The organism is Paenibacillus sp. DMB5 (genome assembly GCF_001517085.1).
Taxonomy (GTDB): domain Bacteria; phylum Bacillota; class Bacilli; order Paenibacillales; family Paenibacillaceae; genus Paenibacillus_AQ.
Genome location: NZ_LRAC01000098.1, coordinates 126,443 through 142,208, shown reverse-complemented (window position 1 = coordinate 142,208; position 15,766 = coordinate 126,443). Strand labels below are relative to the sequence as shown.

The 15,766-nt window shown below is 51.7% G+C and carries 15 protein-coding genes and 1 pseudogene; 3 read left to right on the top strand and 13 right to left on the bottom strand.

The window, feature by feature from the left end; genetic code table 11:
• Nucleotides 1-252 precede the first annotated feature (252 nt).
• The 3 genes and pseudogenes from AWJ19_RS10715 to aroA form a co-directional block, all read right to left on the bottom strand.
• Nucleotides 253-921 carry a hypothetical protein gene (locus AWJ19_RS10715; protein WP_068723574.1) on the bottom strand — a complete coding sequence of 223 codons (669 nt, stop codon included), beginning with the start codon at nucleotides 919-921 and terminating at the stop codon, nucleotides 253-255.
• A gap of 130 nt (nucleotides 922-1,051) precedes the next feature.
• Nucleotides 1,052-1,486, bottom strand: coding sequence for a CoA-binding protein (locus tag AWJ19_RS10710; protein WP_068723572.1), 435 nt, complete (start codon nucleotides 1,484-1,486; stop codon nucleotides 1,052-1,054).
• Between the two features lie 153 nt (nucleotides 1,487-1,639).
• Nucleotides 1,640-2,931, bottom strand: a pseudogene (aroA, locus tag AWJ19_RS10705) (3-phosphoshikimate 1-carboxyvinyltransferase).
• A gap of 113 nt (nucleotides 2,932-3,044) precedes the next feature.
• Here aroA and AWJ19_RS10700 point away from each other — a divergent pair.
• Nucleotides 3,045-3,353: a rhodanese-like domain-containing protein gene (locus AWJ19_RS10700; RefSeq protein WP_068723570.1), complete on the top strand. Its 309-nt coding sequence runs from the start codon at nucleotides 3,045-3,047 to the stop codon at nucleotides 3,351-3,353.
• Nucleotides 3,354-3,381: 28 nt separating this feature from the next.
• On the opposite strand, the gene AWJ19_RS10695 is transcribed toward AWJ19_RS10700, so the two are convergent.
• The 4 genes from AWJ19_RS10695 to AWJ19_RS10680 form a co-directional block, all read right to left on the bottom strand.
• The gene (locus AWJ19_RS10695; RefSeq protein WP_068723568.1) at nucleotides 3,382-3,927 is read right to left on the bottom strand and encodes a shikimate kinase; all 546 of its coding nucleotides are present in this window, start codon (nucleotides 3,925-3,927) and stop codon (nucleotides 3,382-3,384) included.
• Nucleotides 3,928-4,109: 182 nt separating this feature from the next.
• Nucleotides 4,110-5,522 (bottom strand): NADP-dependent phosphogluconate dehydrogenase, encoded by a 1,413-nt coding sequence (gene gndA, locus AWJ19_RS10690; RefSeq protein WP_068723567.1) that lies wholly within the window; start codon nucleotides 5,520-5,522, stop codon nucleotides 4,110-4,112.
• Nucleotides 5,523-5,854: 332 nt separating this feature from the next.
• Nucleotides 5,855-6,451: a hypothetical protein gene (locus AWJ19_RS10685; RefSeq protein ID WP_068723565.1), complete on the bottom strand. Its 597-nt coding sequence runs from the start codon at nucleotides 6,449-6,451 to the stop codon at nucleotides 5,855-5,857.
• A 305-nt stretch (nucleotides 6,452-6,756) separates the two neighbouring features.
• Nucleotides 6,757-8,043, bottom strand: a complete 1,287-nt coding sequence (locus AWJ19_RS10680) for an MFS transporter (RefSeq protein WP_068723563.1) — start codon at nucleotides 8,041-8,043, stop codon at nucleotides 6,757-6,759.
• Between the two features lie 93 nt (nucleotides 8,044-8,136).
• Between AWJ19_RS10680 and AWJ19_RS10675 the strand changes: the two genes are divergently transcribed.
• A complete protein-coding gene (locus AWJ19_RS10675; RefSeq protein ID WP_068723561.1) occupies nucleotides 8,137-9,612 on the top strand; it encodes an aminotransferase class I/II-fold pyridoxal phosphate-dependent enzyme in 1,476 nt (491 codons plus the stop codon).
• Nucleotides 9,613-9,719: 107 nt separating this feature from the next.
• Here the strand turns inward: AWJ19_RS10675 and AWJ19_RS10670 are convergent, their stop codons facing one another.
• Together AWJ19_RS10670 and AWJ19_RS10665 are read right to left on the bottom strand one after the other, a co-directional pair.
• On the bottom strand, nucleotides 9,720-10,043 hold the full coding sequence (locus tag AWJ19_RS10670; protein WP_039872519.1) for a DUF1292 domain-containing protein: 324 nt from the start codon (nucleotides 10,041-10,043) through the stop codon (nucleotides 9,720-9,722).
• 89 nt (nucleotides 10,044-10,132) lie between these two features.
• The gene (locus AWJ19_RS10665) at nucleotides 10,133-10,684 is read right to left on the bottom strand and encodes a copper amine oxidase (RefSeq protein ID WP_068723560.1); all 552 of its coding nucleotides are present in this window, start codon (nucleotides 10,682-10,684) and stop codon (nucleotides 10,133-10,135) included.
• 164 nt (nucleotides 10,685-10,848) lie between these two features.
• On the opposite strand from AWJ19_RS10665, the gene AWJ19_RS10660 reads away from it, so the two are divergent.
• Entirely contained in the window at nucleotides 10,849-11,586 is a 738-nt protein-coding gene (locus AWJ19_RS10660; protein WP_068723558.1) for an MBL fold metallo-hydrolase, read from the top strand.
• Between the two features lie 3 nt (nucleotides 11,587-11,589).
• Here the strand turns inward: AWJ19_RS10660 and AWJ19_RS10655 are convergent, their stop codons facing one another.
• The 4 genes from AWJ19_RS10655 to AWJ19_RS10640 are packed head-to-tail and all read right to left on the bottom strand — an operon-like array spanning nucleotide 11,590 to nucleotide 15,632.
• Nucleotides 11,590-12,696, bottom strand: a complete 1,107-nt coding sequence (locus AWJ19_RS10655; RefSeq protein ID WP_068723556.1) for an endospore germination permease — start codon at nucleotides 12,694-12,696, stop codon at nucleotides 11,590-11,592.
• Nucleotides 12,697-12,718: 22 nt separating this feature from the next.
• Complete coding sequence (locus AWJ19_RS10650; protein WP_068723554.1) at nucleotides 12,719-12,916, bottom strand: hypothetical protein; 198 nt, start codon at nucleotides 12,914-12,916, stop codon at nucleotides 12,719-12,721.
• Nucleotides 12,917-12,930: 14 nt separating this feature from the next.
• Nucleotides 12,931-14,082: a Ger(x)C family spore germination protein gene (locus AWJ19_RS10645; RefSeq protein ID WP_068723551.1), complete on the bottom strand. Its 1,152-nt coding sequence runs from the start codon at nucleotides 14,080-14,082 to the stop codon at nucleotides 12,931-12,933.
• Nucleotides 14,079-15,632 (bottom strand): spore germination protein, encoded by a 1,554-nt coding sequence (locus AWJ19_RS10640; RefSeq protein ID WP_128083566.1) that lies wholly within the window; start codon nucleotides 15,630-15,632, stop codon nucleotides 14,079-14,081. Before AWJ19_RS10640 ends, AWJ19_RS10645 begins: the two co-directional genes overlap by 4 nt.
• Nucleotides 15,633-15,766: the final 134 nt, after the last annotated feature.

Sequence of the window (15,766 nt, the reverse complement as noted above, 5' to 3'; positions counted from 1 at the left end):
CCAGCCACCAGCCTGAATAAGTGTACTTTGTGCATCTAAAAATGCTATTTTAGCTCAAAAAATAATTTTAACTGCAATTTGTGCAACTATTCCTCGCATTTTTTGGCTTTAGAAGCAATATTGCGGATTTTAGTTGCACAGACTGCAATTATTTCTTATATATCCAACAAAATGGTCATTTTAGTTGTACAGAGTGCAGTTATTCGGCCGGACTTTAGAATTTTGGACACGCTCCACTTACCACCGGTTAACCTAACACAATTGCTCCGGTCGCATGCTGTTCACCTCGTAGTACCGCACCCGTTCTTTCGAACACACTGGCTTTATCAGCCCTTTCCCACTCAGAGAAATCAGCAGCTTTTGTGCCGTCCGGAAATTAACGTCAAAGTGGTTCACAACATCCTTCGGACGCAGCGGCCGGCCCAGGCGCCAGGCGAGGCGGAGTACTTCTTTTTCTCCAGAGATCAGATCGGAAGCACTTGCATTTTTCGCCAAATATGGCGCAAGCACCAGCTGCAGCAGCATCCTGCATACTTCAGGACGCTGCTGGATGTCATCGAACGAAAAGTGCAGCATCCGCCAGCCCATACCGGTGAGGAAGTTGTCACGGTTCAGCGCATAGCTGAACTTCTCCCGGTCCATGTCCTTAATATGACTCTGAAATCCGTCACATTCAACGCCGATCTGCGGGCCGTTAGGAGGCAAAAAAGCAAAGTCCAGAAACTGGGACTTGCGGTTCCAGTCATAGATCTCATACTCCGGATGCAAATGCTCCAGAGATTGAAACAGCGGCCACCACACATTCTGCACGAACAGCTTCTCAGCAAAGTGATGTCCACGCAAAAGCCTGCCTCTGCGCTCACCGCTCCGCTCAGCTGAATGACGGCCAAACCATAATCCATGCGCTTCTTCAAAATCCATACATATCCCCTCCCGGCAAATAAAAAAAAAGAACGACCACAGCCCGTAAGTAACCTAACGGGTGATGGACGTTCTTCGTCTACAGCCAGTATAACAATGCGCTCGGCGGTTTCCAGCTTAAATTAGCCTATTAGCCCCGGCTGCGCCCGTGCATCGTGATTGCTTCCTCGACCTTGATGCAGCGGTCCATGATAGCGGTCATGCCATGCTCAGCAGCAATATCTGCCGCCTCCTGGCTGATAATGCCCTGCTGCAGCCACAGTACCTTGGCACCGATGTCGGCAGCTTCCTGTGCCACTTCAGCGCAATATTCGCTGCGGCGGAACACGTTGACAATATCAACCGGCTCCGGGATTTCAGCCAGGGTGTGGTAGCATTTCTCGCCGAGAATGTCTCCGTCCACGGTAGGATTCACCGGTATGATCCGGTACCCCCTGCTTTGCATGGCGTAAGCTACCATGTATGAAGTACGGTCGGATTTGTCTGACAGGCCGACAACAGCGATATTGCCAGCCGATGCAAGAATATCTCCAATCTGTTCACGGCTTGGATTCTCAAAACTCATCGTGGAATTCCTCCCTGTCTATAATCTTGGTCTGAACTCATTCTTATCAGCATCAATAAGAATGTCCTAACACTAAGAATATCACAAAGAATATCACAAAGAATCAGCAGCTTTCTGCGTAATAATACACATGTAAGGCAGCGCGGCCTTATCCTACTTTACCCATTCCACATCAGCACCAAGCTCACGCAGGTGATCAAAATACTGCGGATATGACTTGGCGACGTGGTGGGCGTCCTTGATCAGCAGCGGCTGGCGTGCACGCAGGCCGACTACGGTCAAGGCCATAATGACACGGTGGTCATAATGAGCGTTGATGGTTACGCCGCCCTCTACACCTTCCGGCATACCGTGCACGATGATCTCGTCGCGGCGCTCCTCGACCTTGGCGCCTGCGCGTGTCAGCTCGGCCAGGTAATCGGTAATGCGGTCGCATTCCTTGTACCGCAGATTCTCTACATTATAGAAGCGCGAGGTTCCTTCCGCGAATACGGCTGCTGCCACCATGGCCAGCACAGCATCTGTCGCTGCATCACCGTCAAATTCTACAGCCTTCAGGATTCCGTTGCCCTTGACATGAACGGTACCGTTCTCATGGGTCAGAGGCACTTCCATCATCTTCAGTACATCAACAACAGCCCGCTCCCCCTGCTTGCTTCTCTCAGCCAGCCGGTGGATCTTCACATCAGACTTCGTTACAGCCGCTGCCGCGAGCACAGCAGCCGATCCCGGATAATCCCCCTGTACAGTGTAGGACTTGGCAGCATATGCCTGACGGCCCGGCACCTTAAAGGACATGTAGTCATCTGCAGCATGTACAACGATTCCCGCCTGTTCCAGCACCTCAAGGGTCTGGCCGACAACAACCTTGGATTTCAGGTCATCCAGCACAATGATCTCACTGTCTTCTTCAAGCAGCGGTGTCAGGAACAGCAGCGCGCTGAGATACTGTGAGCTGACTGCACCGGAGACAGTGATCCGTCCTCCCGCCGGCTTGCCGCCGCGGATGGTAATCGCAGCCTGCCATTATTATGCTCAACTTCAACGCCCAGCTGGCCCAGCGCCTTAATCAGATCATCATGCGGACGCTTGCCAAGGGAATCGGGATAAGTATTAACAAAAGTAACCTCGGGGCTAAGCGCAGCCACAGCCATCAGAAAACGGAGTACCGCTCCGGCATTGCCCACGTTCAGCTCCTTCACATCACGCGGGTTCTTTCCGAAGCCCTGTACTACGATTTTTTCATCATCTTCTGTCAGGACAGCACCCAGATCAGCGATACATCTGCGGATGGCATCACTGTCTTCACTGTGGGCAGGATGATAGATGGTACTTACTCCTTCAGACAGCGCCGCAACAAGCAGGTAGCGGGTTGTATAATTTTTGGAGGACAGTGCTCCAATTTCTCCTTGCAGGGTCGGTGTAGGCCTAACAATAACATCCATTATTTAAACGCTCCTTATTCATAGTATTAGGGATATGTAGTGCTCGGTTTGACACTGTAGTCCAAAGCTATGGTATCATATCAATATTCTGCAGATAGAAAGGGGTCTTAACCATGAACGATATTCCACAAGTTACACCAGATGAGCTGCGCCAGCGTCTTGCGGCAGGTGAGGACCTGCTTCTGATCGATGTCCGCGAGGATGACGAGGTTGCCACCGGAATGATTCCGGGTGCCCGGCATATTCCAATGGGACAAATTCCGCAGCACAGCGAAGAGCTTCCGGCTGATACCGGCATTATCTTCATCTGCCGTTCCGGTGCACGCAGCCAGCGTGTGTGCGAGTATTTGCAGCAATTCGGCATCCAAGCCTCCAACCTGAGCGGCGGGATGCTGGAATGGAACGAGACGCAGGAGGCGTAATCAGCCATTTGCAAATACACTTAAAAGCTCAACCGCGGTAATGCATTAAAATATGCTGCGACACTTCTGCCGCACTAAGCTCCGATGTATCGACCGTGCAATGCGCGAACCGGTAGGCCTCACGCCGCTGCTCCATAATGGCGCGGACTCTATCCTGCGCGTTGCCGGCGAGCAGCGGACGGTTCTCATCTCCGCTCACACGGGCAATAATAACCTCTTCTGTAGCTGTCAGTGCTACAACAAGACCTTTAGCAAGCATAATCTCAGCGTTCCCCGGTGCAAGCACCGTGCCGCCTCCTGTTGAAATAATTCTGCGTTCTCCCTCAAGCATCTTCTGCAGGGCAGCCGACTCCGCCTTCCGGAAATACGCCTCACCGTCTGCGGCAAAGATATCCGCAATACTCCGGCCTTCATTTTCGACGATGACATGATCCAGATCAACCAGCTCGTAATCCAGCTCCTCGGCCAGCATTCTGCCTACGGTTGACTTTCCTGTGCCCATCATCCCGACCAGAATGATATTTCTCCCTGGTCCTGGCTTATATGAACACTGTTGTTCTCTATCCCCCGACATAACTACCCTCCAACCGCGACATTTGTCATATCATAACACACGCCCAAAAGATTGCACAATCCACTTCCCTCTGCTTCCTGCGAAGGTGATGTCATACCCGTATCCGCCATGAAAAAAAAAGCCCGAAGGCTTCCCGTAACCGGGAAACCATTCGGACTTCTTCTTGCAAGCATAGTGCGGTACTATTCGTTAATCCAGTTGTGGTGGAAGACGCCTTCCTTATCCACACGTTTGAAGGTGTGGGCGCCGAAGTAGTCGCGCTGTGCCTGAAGCAGGTTCGCAGGCAGACGCTCTGTGCGGTAGCTGTCATAATAGGCAAGAGCACTGGAGAAGCCTGGTACAGGTACTCCTTGTGCAACAGCAGCGGATACCACTTTACGCCAAGCAGCCTGGTAAGAGCTCATGATGTCCTTGAAGAACGGATCAAGCAGCAGGTTCTTCAGATCCGGATTGGTTTCGTAAGCATCTGTGATGTTCTGCAGGAAGCGGGAGCGGATAATGCAGCCGCCGCGCCAGATTTTAGCCAGGCTGCCGTATTTCAGATCCCAGCCATATTCGTCGGAAGCTACGCGAAGCTGTGCGAAGCCTTGTGCGTAGGATACGATTTTGCTGGCAAACAGTGCTTTGCGCACGTTCTCGATGAATTCTGCCTTGTCGCCCTGGAACGGCTCTACTTCAGGTCCGCTCAACACTTTGCTGGCTGCTACGCGCTCTTCCTTCATGGCAGACAGGAAGCGGGAGAATACGGACTCAGTGATCATGGACAGCGGCACACCCAGGTCGAGCGAGCTCTGGCTTGTCCATTTGCCTGTTCCCTTTTGGCCGGCGGAATCAAGGATCACGTCAACCATCGGTTTGCCGGTCTCTTCATCATACTGTGCGAAGATATCTGTAGTGATTTCGATCAGGTAGCTGTCCAGCTCACCGCTGTTCCACTCCTTGAAAATGCTGTGCAGTTCCTTGGCATCCAGGCCAAGAACGTCTTTCAGAAGCTGGTAGGCTTCGCAGATCAGCTGCATGTCGCCGTACTCGATACCGTTGTGCACCATTTTAACATAGTGTCCGGCACCGTCCGGTCCAATATATGTACAGCAAGGCTCTCCGTCCACTTTGGCGGAAATTGCCGTAAGAATCGGTTCAACCAGCTTATAGGCGCTTTCCTGTCCGCCCGGCATGATGGAAGGACCTTTGAGCGCACCCTCTTCACCGCCGGATACACCGGTACCGATGAAACGGAAGCCTTTGTCTTCAAGCTCTTTACTGCGGCGTACAGTATCAGGGAAGTATGCGTTGCCTCCGTCGATAATGATATCGCCCTGGTCCAGATACGGCAGAAGCTGTTCAATGGTAGCGTCCGTTGCTTTACCGGCCTGTACCATGATCAGAATTTTGCGCGGTACTTCAAGGGATTGTACGAACTCTTCAACAGAGAAGGTACCTACCAAGTTTTTGCCTTCAGCTTCGGCGATCAGGTCATTGGTCTTCTCCGGGGAACGGTTATATACCGATACGGAAAAGCCTCTGCTCTCGATGTTAAGAGCCAAATTTTTACCCATTACCGCCAAGCCAATAACGCCGATTTGTTGTTTTGCCATCTGGTTCTCCACCCTTTGCACCCTATATTTTTGTGAAATCCATTTCTCGCAGTATCAGAATACCACCCTTTGTCAGATACAGCAAAGTTCCGCCTGCGAAAGAGAGATCAATTTCATTGACAAAGCGCTTCAATATCAGGAAATTGCTCACGATGACTATTTTAACGTTTTTGCCGCCAGAAGTGAACCCCTGTCCACAAGTTGAACAGCACATGCATAGATGTCAGTTTCATTCCTGCAGCCATGCGGCTTTGGTCTTAAAAGTCCCGGATTATTTATCCCGGATATCCGCACAGATTAAGAGCACCCCGCCAGCGGGATGCCCTGATCCTTTACCATTCAAGCATATTCAGTTCATGGGACAAACCGGCCAGCTTCACCCTGCATGCCTCTATCAGCGCAGTGTCCCCGCTCTGCATCGCTTCATTCAGCCGGTCAAGCTCCTCGTCCACTTCCACCCTGCGCTGCCGGATACGTTCCTCGCCCTCCACTGAATAAAACAGCTTTGTCAGCTCCTGGTCGGTAAGCAGCGGACCCTTCTGGTATAAAACACGCTGCTGGTACCCTGAGATTTCCACCAGCCGTATCACTTCGCCAAACATAATGTTCTCAATAATGATCTGCCGGTCGCGGAACCGTTTGACTACCGCATGACCCCGCATGTCGCCGATCAGCTTCTCCATCCATTCGGACAGCCGCGCATCACGGATCATATAATCCCCGACCAGCTTGTAGCCGTCCTTTATCTGCTGAAAACGCAGCTTAACCAGCTTGCGGCCGGTACGCACCGAGATCAGAAATACAGTTTCATTCTCACTCCAGTACAGGGAATAGCCTTCCTTGATCAAATCCTTGATCAGGTTCTGGATATCCTGCCTGTCAAAGCGCAGCTCCAGATTGCAGTACTCCACCTCGTCGTTTTTGTTCACGGCACTCCCCCCTAACAGCTTTGTTGAAGCAGTTTCATCTGTATATACAGAGTAAAACCGACGGCCGGACCTCCACCAGAAAGCAATTCCTTTTTTCGTTCGTCTTACTGATATTTTATACTTCATTTTATGTAGCGGTAACTTGGTTTATTGACTATTTTTACCCGTTTTCCGGCATTCCCAAACGGATACTGTTTTTTCTTTAGCCGCATACGCAATCAGGCCCCGTTCATCCGGAATATACCATGATCCGGGTGAATGGGGCCTTTCAATTAATAGTGGCTGTCGTCAATATTTACACCGGATCAGCCCGCGCTCTGTTTAAGCCTTGTCCGGCGGACGATCAGCAGATGCAGCCCTGCCAGCAGCACCATTACAACGGCGCTTGCCAGGAACGGGGCGCTGTGGCTGACGGAATCCCACAGCCTGCCGGACAGCACGGGGCCGGCAACCATCCCCGAGCCCTGAAGGGTCAGGAACAGGCCCCATACGGTGCCGCGTTCTCCGGCCGGCACCTGCTTGGCCACAAAGGCATTCCAGGCCGGCAGAATCAGGGCATAGCTGATGCCGACAAGCGCCACAGCGACAAAGGCCAGCGGCAGCCAGCGTACCTGTGAGAAAAAGGCCAGTGAACCGGCCGCAAGCAGAAAGCCGATATTCAGGAACACGGTCGTTCCGATCCGGTCGACCAGTTTGCCGGCCGGAATGAGCGTAAGCACCGTAATACCGCCTCCGGCAATCAGCAGCAGGCTGAACTGGTTCGGGGTCACATGCAGCTCACTGCGGGCGAACAGCGTCACCACAGGCGTCATCAGGCCGATCGCAAAGGCCTGCAGGAACAGCGCCGGGAACAGCAGCCTGCTGACCTTAAGTGAGGTTCGGACCTGCAGCAGCGTATGCTTCAGGCTCTTCAACGGCTGGAATGGCCACCGGCCTGCAGCTCCGGCCTCACCGTCCATGCTGCGTACCACACGCGGCGCATGGCCGGCAATTCTCGATGGCAGCAGCAGCGCGACTGCGGCAACAGCGGCAGCACAGCCCATAAGGACAAGGAACACGGTCCGGTAGCTCTGTCCCCCGTGATCCATCATGAAATTGACGACGATGGGCCCGATGCCCGTTCCGGCCAGTGAGGCCATCTCGACCGCACCCATGGCCGCACCGCTGCTGCCGCTCTCAGTGGAGCCGGCAAGCTCGGTTATGCCGGTCATGGTACACGGCCAGAGCGGGGAAGTGCCGATCCCGAGAATCAGGCAGGCAACCGACAGCGCTGCTGCATTTTTGGCGTAGATAATCATGCCGACGGCAAGGACAATCAGCAGGAGCGATCCCGTCATCGTCCAGCGGTATCCGATCCGCTCCATGACCCAGCCGAACGGGCTCCGGAACAGATTGTCTCCCAGATACTGCAGGGCGAAGGCAAAGCCGACCACCGTAACCGACAGGCCAAGAATATTCTCCATGTATACAGGGAGCAGCGCAACGAGCAGGGATCCTTTTACAAACTCGACCAGAAAAATGATCACCCACATTTCCAGAATAAACGGCGAAGCCAGATTAATATGCACACGGCCTGCAACTTTGCCAGTCATTTTATCACATCCTAGTATTATGGTGATTGATTTGTTATACTGGTGCTTGCCTTAAAAAAAATAAATCTTGGCGAAAGGTTGTGACAGCATTAAATGAATCAACACGATACTCCCCTCTTCACCGCTCTCAAAAAGCATGCCGCCGGAAACCCTGTACAATTCCATATTCCCGGGCATAAGAAGGGGCAAGGAACGGATGCCGAATTCCGTGAGTTTATCGGCGATAACGCGCTATCCATAGATTTGATCAACATCGCACCGCTTGATGATCTTCATCAGCCTACGGGCGTGATCCTAGAAGCTCAGAAGCTGGCTGCGCAGGCTTTCGGCGCCGACTACACTTATTTTAGCGTACAAGGCACGAGCAATGCCATCATGACTATGATCCTCTCTGTCTGCTCGGAAGGAGACAAAATAATAGTGCCCCGCAACATTCACAAGTCTGTGATGTCGGCCATTATTTTCTCCGGAGCCAAGCCGGTCTTTATCTCACCTGTTCAGGATGAGAATCTTGGGATAGACCACGGTATAACCACCAGCTCGCTGGAAAAGGCATTAAAGCGTCATCCTGACGCCAAAGGCGTTCTGGTCATCAATCCCACCTACTTCGGAGTAGTTGCCGACCTGCGTTCGATTGTGGACCTGGCTCACAGCTACGGAGTACCTGTACTGGTGGACGAGGCCCATGGAGTATTGATTCATTTTCATGAAGATCTGCCGGTATCGGCCATGCAGGCCGGTGCGGATATGGCAGCAACCAGCGTTCACAAGCTGGGCGGCTCCATGACGCAGAGCTCGGTACTGAATCTCAATGCGAAGACCGGCCTGGTCAATCCGCAGCGTGTTCAGACGATCATCAGCATGCTGACAACAACGTCCACTTCTTATATTCTACTGGCATCTCTGGATACCTCCAGACGCAATCTGGCCCTTAACGGCCATGAGATGGCTGAACGGACGATCGCGCTGTCCAACTATGCGCGGGAAGCCATTAACAATATCGACGGCTTGTACAGCTTCGGCAAGGAAATTCTCGGGACAGAGGCTACTTTTAATCTCGACCCTACCAAGCTGAACATTCATGTCCGGCATCTGGGCATTACCGGCTACGAGACAGAGAACTGGCTCCGCCAGAAGTACAACATCGAAGTTGAACTCAGCGACATGTATAATATTCTTTGCCTGATTACCCCCGGAGATACCCGGGAAACCGTAGATAAGCTGATTTCCGCGCTGCGTGTGCTTTCGGCGGTACACTACAGCAAGGGCGAAATTTACGAGCTGAAGGTTCAGGTGCCGGAAATTCCGCAGCTTGCGCTGATTCCGCGCGACGCTTTCTATGCAGATACGCAGGTGGTTCCGTTCCGCGAATCCGCCGGCTACATCATCGCTGAATTTATCTACGTCTATCCGCCGGGAATTCCAATTTTGCTGCCTGGTGAAGTTATTACCCAGGACAACATCGATTATATCATCGACCACGTCGAAATTGGCCTCCCGGTTAAAGGACCGGAAGACCGCAGCATCAACTTTGTCAAAGTTATTGTTGAAGCTGACCCGATCTCCTGACGGGCGGCTTCCAAGGCAAACAAAACCCCGATACTGATCAGTATCGGGGTTTTGTGCATGGAGCGCTGCTGCCTGTCCGGCAGGCATGCCCTCAGCTGCATTGAAATCTATTCTTGCTGGGCAAGCAGCTCGTTGTAAGCTTCTTCAACAGCTTTCCATTCAGCTTCGTCTTCAATGTTGTAAAGAACCATTTCTTCGTTCTCTTCTTCCATACGCAGAATGATACCGTCTGCTTCAGGGTTTTCGCGTTCCAGCAGCAGCGCGTACAACTTCTCGCCTACGTCGAACGTTTCCACCAGTACCATTTCTACATCTTCGCCCTGCTCGTTCGTCAAGGTCAGCACAAACTCCTCGTGCTCATGGTCGTGATCATGTCCGCAACCGCATGCTTCACCATGTTCATGGCCATGCTCATGTTTGTGATCGCTCATTGAAATACCTCACTTTAATTGAATTATCCTGCTAGGGTATCGTAACACGTATGACAAGTTCAGGTCAATTTGCGTATAGCCCAAAAACCTTAATCCAGCGCCGTAATTACCTTCTCCGCCACAAGAACGTAATCGGAGCCTTTGGACGCCTTGATATAGAAGCCCACACGGTACTTTCCGGAATCCTTGAAATCATAGGTGAACTCTGAAGTCGGGAACCAGAAGTCCTCCTTCTTCGAGCCGCCGAGCTCCTGGGACTGGATATCCTTTACGTTGCCCGAAGGGTCGGTAATCGCCACCTTTACAGCTGCGATATCATCTGTCAGGCTGTCCACCTGGGTGAGCACCTTGATCTTGAGCTTGCCCACATTTACATTGCCAAAAACCTTATCTCCGTTAAACAGTACGATCTGTACATTCGGCTTGAGGATTGTCACCTTGCCTGAGCCGTCCCAGCTGACGACACCTCCGGCCTCCCTGGCGGGAATATAGGCCTTCCCGTCGATCAGATAGCCCCCGTCGGCCATCTCCTTTCCATTGCTCCACACTCTAAGCTTTTGATTTACAGAATCCGCGAACAATAATGAGCCTCCCATCAGGGAAAACACAGCTACGCACAGAGCAATTTTTTTCCATCTCATACTTGAGACCCTCCAAATAATTCATGCTGTTAATATATACTACATATACAGCTACAAGTTGCGGAGGAAACAGGTAATTATTTCATTATCCCGGTTAAAATAATACTATATTTAGATAATGCCAATTCTGCCCGGCAGCAATAAAATCATTGGAGGAACTCTGCATGACTGTACAGCTGCAAATGCTTGGCACCGGCGATGCCCATGCCACGAACTACTATAATAATAACGGGTTGCTGCTCAGCCCGGGTTACACCTTGATGATTGACTGCGGGACTACAGCACCGCTGGCCCTGGAGGCAGCCGGACGTTCGTTCCGTGAGGTCGATGCCGTATTGATTACCCATACCCATAGTGACCATGCCGGTGGTCTTCCTGAGCTCGCCAGGCTCACTCATGCTGGCTCCGGCCGGAAAATGACTCTGCTCGCAGCCGGGCCGTTAATAGAGCCTCTTCGGGAAAGCTACCGGAAAAGCCTCACCGGGAAGTCCGGTTCTCCCCGCTCACTAAATGAAGCTTTTGAAGTAACGCCGCTGAAGCCCGCCACACCCTTCACCCTTTCGGCCGAGGTAACGCTGGAGCTGATCCGCACACCACATATCCGCGGGAAAGACAGCTATTCCCTGTTGCTGAACGGGGATATTTTTTACAGTGCCGATATGATCTTTCAGCCCGAATTGCTCCTGAAACTCGTCCGCAGACAGGGTGTCCGCAAAATCTTTCATGAATGCCAGCTGACAGGTGCGGGCACTATCCACACAGCGCTTGATGATTTATTGACTTTGCCTGAGGACGTACGAAGTTTGATCAGCCTGATGCACTACAGCGACCAGAAGCCCTGGTTCGAGGGCAAAACGGCCGAGATGACCTTTCTGGAGCAGCATGTGATTTACCCGCTGTAAGCACTAGTGTCTCTTGGGCTCCGGCAGAGCAGCATTCTTCCCCCGGATCTTCAGCACCACCCAGTACACTGCCGGAATCAGCTGCATACAGACGGCATAGGTTGGCCAGTATACCGTCATGAAGTGAAGCAGCCCAGCTGAATTGTCGGCAAAATGGACGGAATAGCCCACCACAATTGCTGACACGGAAAAGGCGAGCGGCTTGTAATCATGCAGCGACAGCAGCCTGGCCAGGCTGATTACGGCAGCATAGATTAAGAGGCTTATTTTTAGAATCACTGCAGGGATATAGAGGATGGTCAGAAACGGGTCCAGCGTCTCGATGAAATCGGCAATGCGCATGCTTCTTACATATTCCATTACCGGATAGGTCATTTTACCGCCCAGCTCCGGTCCAAAGGCCAGCAGGCTTGGAACCAGATACGACATGATCAGGAGCATGGAAAAGACCACCCCCCACACCACCATCCGGCGGATTTTCATCTGCTGCTTCAGGTGGGGATAGATAAACAGAACCACAAATGCATCGCCGAACCAGGGAGTCGCCTGCAGCATCCCAGCCGCTGTACGGTTCAACTCAAAATTCGTCAAAAATGCCCGGAGCATCGGAACCTGCAGCTCAATGCCAAGCAAAAGCGGTGTAAGGACAATTAGAAGAAACAGGTTTACAAAAAAGATCACTTCCGCAATTCTAGCGATCGCCTGAATCCCCGCACGCACTGTCAGCGCAATAGCTGCTCCCAATATAACGGCAATGACAGCCTGCGGCGTTGTCGGCAAATGATTGACCATCAGGAAGTCTTCGATATTCCTCATACTCATGGATGCACGGTGGAGCAGGTATCCGGCAAGGAGCAGCATTAGCGGGATATGAACCCATTTACCGACAATATATTTGCCGAATACGGCAAAATATTCCCGGTCATTTTTTCGCGCAACAGCCGTACCAATCAGGATAATAATCAGTCCCATGACACCCCCGAGCAGCACGGCCAGCACTGTATTATAGGAAGCTGTTTTGATAATCGGGGAAATCAGAAAAGCTGCATTCTCTGAATACAGGTATATTGTCAGCAGCATTACGAACTGCGAGGCAGATACATGCTTCACACTAGACTCTCCTTACCACCTTTTATTTTCCCAGGACAGCTTCGATTATCAGGTTGGGATTCAGCGCTTCGGGCAGAAGGGCTGCGGCCAGGTTATAGACCAGGGAAAGCAGCATCACTCCATATATTATGATATAGGTGCGCAGCTTTCTTTTTTTAACTTTCAGGTATACGCCTTCAAACAGGCAGATCAGCAGAAAAAGCAATAAAACTGCAGCCACATCCATCCCTCCAGCTATTTTTTCTGGGCGCCCAGCAGACGAACTACGGCTTTAGTCTTTATATCCAGTCTGGTCCGCTCCTTGTACACGCTACTCCAATCCTCTTTTACCTTCTTCCATTCTGCCGGGTAGTTCCAGGCAACATATGCACCGAGCTGAAAAGCATCGCTGCCGGCCTCACGGGAAGCATCAAAAGCCTGACGGATTCTTGACTCTACTTCATTGCCCAGTATCTTCTCAAGCTCCCGCATCGCATCCGGGTCCGACGTATCCAGCGAGGAATCCGTGGAATCAATGACACTATAGACATTGAGCTTCAGGGTGTATACAAATTTTCCGTCCTGCAGCTTAAGACTGATTCCTGACTCTGCGCCAATTACTAACAGGCTGATCATCTCACTGTCTGTCGGCGAAGGAAAGGTTATAACAGCATCCTTGATATTGCCCCGAAGCCACATAGCCCCACGGGTCTTATGTACATCCATCGTGCTGACTATACGGTTATCCTGGAACAGAGCAGAACCGACCAACCTGATCTGATTGCCCTGTGACTTGTCCGGATTAGGACTGAGATAAGCAAGGATCATGCCTCTCCCGTACTCACGGGCAATCATGAAATGCTTCACACTGCCGACCACGATTTTTTTGCGGGCGACCAGCTCACGGAAAATTTCACTCGGGAATTTTTCAATCTGGGTGGGAAACATGGAAATCTCCTCCGCTTTTCCTTTAGCCACCAGAATATAGGTTTTAAGCGGAATCGAAGATTTACGGATCACGAAATCCAATAGCGGCTCCACACCAGTGCGTGCAAATCCTTCGCTCAATACAATGATTTTTACCTGTCCCCAGAAAATTTCACGTGAGATATTGGTCTGGATGTTTCGGTAAGCCTCCGAAATATTCCGCCCCTCCCCCTTAACGGTAGCATAGGGCATTGATGAACTTGGCGACTCCCCGCCTGCACCGGAGGCAATCTGATTCGGCTTGGCATAGCCCAATGTGATCTGCACCTTGCCCTCCTCCAGCTCATCTATGAACATGGCCACTACCAGCAGCCGGTCATTAATCTCGATTCTTGACCAGCAGCCAGTGAGCATTAAGGAGTGCATAATGATGAGCAGGAGCATAGGAAGTATTCTTTTGTATACCGGAAAGCCGCTCAATCCTGTTCATCCCCATTGTCATATAATTGGCTCTTCAACCTTCTTGTCGGTTCGATTCCGTAAACGGAAGGACGGTTCTTCATAAGCTTCCATGGCGCACGGATAAACGTATCCTTAATATCCTTCCATTTAAACGGCGCAACCGGAGCCAGATACGGCACTCCGAAGGAAGATAAAACAACCAGGTGAAGCAATACCAGATACATCCCCATGGATAATCCAAGCAGTCCGAAGCTCCCCGAAAGGATCATGATCGGAAAGCGGATCAGCCTCAGTGTCAGCCCCAGACTATAGCTCGGTACAATAAAGGACGAAATCCCTGTAAGTGATACAATAATAACCATCGGTGAGGAGACGATTCCCGCACGCACTGCCGCCTCCCCAATCACAAGTGTTCCCAGAATAGAGACCGCCTGCCCGATTGCCGAAGGTATCCGGATGCTGGCCTCCCTGAGCCCTTCAAAGACAATCTCCATAATGAACGCTTCAAAAAGTGCCGGGAACGGAACAGGCTCGCGCGCCGCAGCAATACTGTAGAGCAGACTGGCCGGAATCATCTCCGGATGATAGGTGGTCAGCGCAATATAAAAGGAAGGAGCCAGTAGGGAAACAAACATGAACATCACCCTGATCCAGCGGATCCAGGTGGAGGCATAGGAACGCTGGTAATAGTCTTCAGGTGACTGAAAAAAGACAGGAAAGGTAACCGGTGCAATCAGCGCCATCGGTGTTCCGTCGGTCAGGATAAGTATCCTTCCTTCCAGTAGGGCAGCAGCAGCCGTATCCGGCCGCTCTGTATTCTGGATTTGCGGGAACGGGGAAAACGGATGATCCTCAATGAATTCCTCCAGATAGCTGCTCTCCAGCACACCGTCAATCTCAATTTTGGACAGCCGGTGTTTAACCTCATCCACCAGCTCCGGCCTGCAGATTCCCTCCATATAAACGACAAGCACTTCCGTACGGGTATGCTTCCCGATATAGCTGCTCTGAATCTTAAGCTCCTGACTCCTGATCCGGCGGCGCAGCATCGTTACATTGGTGCGGACTTCCTCTACAAACGCTTCACGGGAGCCGCGGATCACTACCTCATTCTGCGCTTCCGTTATACTGCGTTTCTCAAATTTGGCGTAAGGATAGCAGATCATGCGAGGTTCACCGGCTATAATCAGGACCGCCGCACCTTCAAGTACATATTGCAGCGCCTCCCCGCACTGTTCGGTAACATTGCAGGAAGTAATCAGCAGACGGCCAAAATCAACAGACGGCTCCTTTGCCTGACTCTCCCTGCCGTCTTCTCTTACTATCGGGTTGATCAAATCCTCCTGCAGCAGCTCCAGATCAACAATCCCGCCGAGAAATACCAGGGCATACTGCTGCCCGCCAGCACCCGAGAAGGTCCTGAACACTGCATCCACACAGTTGTCCAGGCGCTCCCGGAACCAGCCGAGCCGCTGCTCAATCGCAGTTCCGGGTTCGGACCGGTCAGCCGGGGCTGCTGCCGGGGACCTGCCGGTGGTTGTTTTAGATTTACGGAATAATGAGAACATCTGCAGCCTCCCCCGGCAGTTTTAATAACCACATTATCCGCCATTTCCCATTGAACTATACGATGAATTCCCCCGGAAAGTAAGGCTTTAGGTTCGCTGATTACTCAGGTACTAGGCGGGAACCCCAAAATAAA